Genomic DNA, 3,465 nt, shown 5'->3' with positions numbered 1-3,465 from the left:
CATCACCGGCGAATTGCCCAGTGCCCGCCCGCCGTCATAGTCGGACCGCCAGTCCACGCCGCTGCGACGGATGAAATTGCCGCTGCGCTCGTCATAGACCACCGAATGTCCACGCCGGGTCGCACGTGGGCGGGCATTGGTCGCCTTCACATAGCGCTCGAAGTCACCCACGGTGATCTCGGTGATCGCCATCGCGTACCCACGCTCGAAACGCACATAGTGCGATGGCCGCTCTGCGTCGGTTGCGCCCGGTTCGGTATCACTGGCGCCCATCTGGAATCCGCCATGCGGCACCACGATCATCTGCGGTCCACGGYCGCCATCACGCAGCGCATCGCTGAACACCTGCCCCGGCCGGAAGCTGCCGTAATGGGTGGCCAGTTCGATGCGTTCGCGCAGCTGCGCCACCACCGCGTCCCCCGGCAAGGCAATGCGCAGCGCTTCGGCCAGCTTCTCGCGCGCGGGCTTCAGCCCCTGCGGGGTAGTCAGATCATGCAGGCCGCCATCGCGCAGCTGGACCAGTGCCGCTGCACGGATCTGCTCGATGCGCTCGAACGCATCGGCGATGGTCGGTGACGAGTCCCGCACCTTGCTGGCTTCTGCCAACCACGCGCCGGCACTGGCGAAATCGCGGATACGCGCGGCATCCTCGGCACGCCGGATCAGCCCACTTTCAGCAGCTGCCAGGCCCTGCCGCGCGCGACGATTCGCCGGGTCCAGCGCAAGTGCCTCACGGAAGTTGCCAATCGCACCATCCCCCGCTTCGCCGATACGGTCGGCACGCAGATCGTCTTCGCCCGCGCGGTTGTAGGCGACCACACGCTGCGCGGTCTCGACCCGCCCCTGCAGCGCGCGCACCTTCTCGTCCTTCGGCGCCAGGGTCAGCAGCACCAGCGCCTGGCGCCCGGCTTCGGCCAGCGCCTCACGCTGCTGCAATGGCCGCTGCAGCAACGCATCGGCCTGCTGCTGCAGCTTCTGTTTCGCGCGTTGCAGGCCCAGGCGCGCCTGCCGATCGTCGGGTTCCTCCTCCTGCACTGCCAGCCACAGGGGCACGGCCGCATCGCCATCTTCATACAGATGCCCCCGCGCGAATGCCTGGTCGGCAGCCCGGCGCAGCTGTGCCAGCGTACGTCCCTGGCGATCGACCCGCGGCGGCGTCCACTGCTGGATGTCCTCGGCCGCGTCGTCACCGGCAATGGTCACCGTGCCCCGCCCGGTACCACGCGCCGGACCGGCCTCTGGTGCGGGATCGGCCGGCTGGGCTGCGGTGGCACCGGCGGTCTGCGCAGGGGGCGACGGCGTGCAACCGGCCAGGCTCACGGCCAAGGCGGTAAACAGCGCGGGCGACAGCAGAAAACGCAAGCAGGGCCTCCTTCGGCACGGATGCGGACCGACGTTAGGCTATTCTCCCCTGCCTGAGCAAACCCGAGTAGTAGGCCCTGACACGTGGCAACCTGGATCACCACCCCCGCCGAGCTGGACACATACCGCCAGCAGCGGCCGACCCGCATCGGCCTGGATACCGAATTCATCCGTGAACGCACCTTCTGGCCACAGCTGGCGCTGGTGCAGATGGCCGTCGGCGAGGACATCCTGCTGATCGACCCGTTGATTCCCGGCATGCCCGAGGCCTTGGCGCCGTGGCTGGCCGATGAATCCATCACCAAGGTCATGCACAGTGCCAGCGAAGACCTGGTGGCGTTCAAGTGGACCTGTGGCGTGCTGCCGCGTCCGTTGTTCGACACCCAGATCGGCGCCGCGCTGGCTGGCATCGGTGCTGGCATGGGCTACCAGAAGCTGGTGCAGGAGATCACCGGCGTGGCACTGGAAAAGGGCGAAACCCGCTCTGACTGGATGCGCAGGCCGTTGTCGGACTCCCAGCTGAGTTACGCCGCCGACGACGTCGAGCATCTGTTCGCGATGCACGACGCCATCTCCGCCAAGCTGGAAACGCTGGGGCGCCAGCAGTGGCTGCACGACGATGGCGAGCGCCTGCTGGCCAGCGTGGCAAATGACGAAGACCGCTGGCCCCACCTGGGCATGCGCTCGGCGCAGTTCCTGGACGCGCCCGCGCAGCGCCGCCTGCTGCGCCTGCTGCGTTGGCGCGACGTGCAGGCGCGCGCCAGCGACCGCCCGCGCAGCTGGATCCTGGACAACGAACTGGCCGCCACCCTGGCACGCACCCCGCCAGCCGATGCTGCTGCAGTGAGCAAGCTGTTCGAACAGTTCCCGAAGGCGCCGCGCAAGCTGGCCGCTGCGGTATGGCAGGCGCTGGACACGCCGCTGGCCGACGAAGCCGATGCGCCGTTGGCGATGCAGGCCAGCGATGCCAGCAAGCAGCTGCTGAAGAAGCTGCAGGATGCGGTGGCCGAACGCAGCCGCGAGCTCGGCCTGGCCGACGGCGTGCTGGCCTCACGCAAGCATCTGGAAAGCTATCTGGAGCATCAGCAGTGGCCGGCTGCACTGGCTGGCTGGCGCCAGCAGGAACTGGAGCCGCGGTTGCAGGCGTTGTTGCCCGCAGTCTGAGGAACCGGGCGGACAACGAAAAACGGCGCTCGATGAGCGCCGTTTTCGATACTCCAACCGGTAGTGCTTACCAGTTCATGTTCAGCGAAACACCCACGGTGCGCGGTTCGTTGTAGACCGCGGCCATGTAGTTCTCGATCACACCCTTGAGGTTCTTCTCGTTGGTGATGTTGCGCGCGAACAGCGCCACTTCGTAGGCACCGTAGTTGCCCGAATAGCCGATCTTCAGGCCACCCTCGAAATCACCCTTGGAGTTGAACTCCTTGCTGTCGTACAGCACGAAGCTGGTGTAGCCCTGCTTGTTCCAGTCGGTGGACACGAACATCGTGGCCGCGTCGCTGACCGGGAAGTCGTAGCGCGCTGCCAGGTTGATGTTGTACTTCGGTGCGTTCGGCAGCGGGTTGCCATCGATCTGCGCGAAGGTGTTGGCACCGACCTTGATGGTCGGATCGTTCACCGTGCACACCACCTGGCCGTTCAGGCCGCAGACCTGCGCGTAGACGCGCTTGTCCTTGATCTCGCTGTGCAGCAGGCTCAGGCCGGCGCTCAGGGTAAGGTTCTGGATCGGGCGCAGCTCCATGTCCGCTTCGAAGCCGTAGGCCTTGGCCTTGTCTGCGTTGAACAGCACGCCGTTGCCGTCCGAATCGTTGCCGTTGAGCTGGATGTCGTTGACGGTGTAGGTGAASGCSGWGGCGTTCAGGCGCAGGSKGTTGTCCMRCAGSSTGCTCTTSAMGCCSGCTTCCCACGACAGGATCGTTTCSGAATYGGCGGTGGTGAAGTCGGCATTGAACACCGCCGAACGGCCCTGGATGGTCGGGCCACGGAAGCCGCGGGCGACCTTCGCATAGACGCTCACGTCCGGGGTGATCTGATACATCGCGCTCAGATCCCAGCTCGGGGTGGTGTCGGTCATCTTGACGTCGGTGCGGCCCTTGTAGG

At 66.3% G+C, this 3,465-nt stretch carries 3 protein-coding genes; 1 reads left to right on the top strand and 2 read right to left on the bottom strand.

Annotated elements, in window-relative coordinates:
* The coding region (locus AC1VAN_RS15500) for an SUMF1/EgtB/PvdO family nonheme iron enzyme (protein WP_480986137.1) at positions 1-1,362 on the bottom strand (1,362 nt) is incomplete at its 3' end.
* An 84-nt stretch (positions 1,363-1,446) separates the two neighbouring features.
* On the opposite strand from AC1VAN_RS15500, the gene rnd reads away from it, so the two are divergent.
* The gene (gene rnd / locus AC1VAN_RS15495; protein ID WP_442251524.1) at positions 1,447-2,526 is read left to right on the top strand and encodes a ribonuclease D; all 1,080 of its coding nucleotides are present in this window, start codon (positions 1,447-1,449) and stop codon (positions 2,524-2,526) included.
* A gap of 67 nt (positions 2,527-2,593) precedes the next feature.
* Here the strand turns inward: rnd and AC1VAN_RS15490 are convergent.
* On the bottom strand, positions 2,594-3,465 hold an 872-nt coding region (locus AC1VAN_RS15490), incomplete at its 5' end, for a TonB-dependent receptor domain-containing protein (protein WP_480986136.1).

It is taken from the genome of Stenotrophomonas sp. 05L44_2 (assembly GCF_056665995.1).
This window is presented reverse-complemented; position numbering and strand designations above follow the sequence as displayed.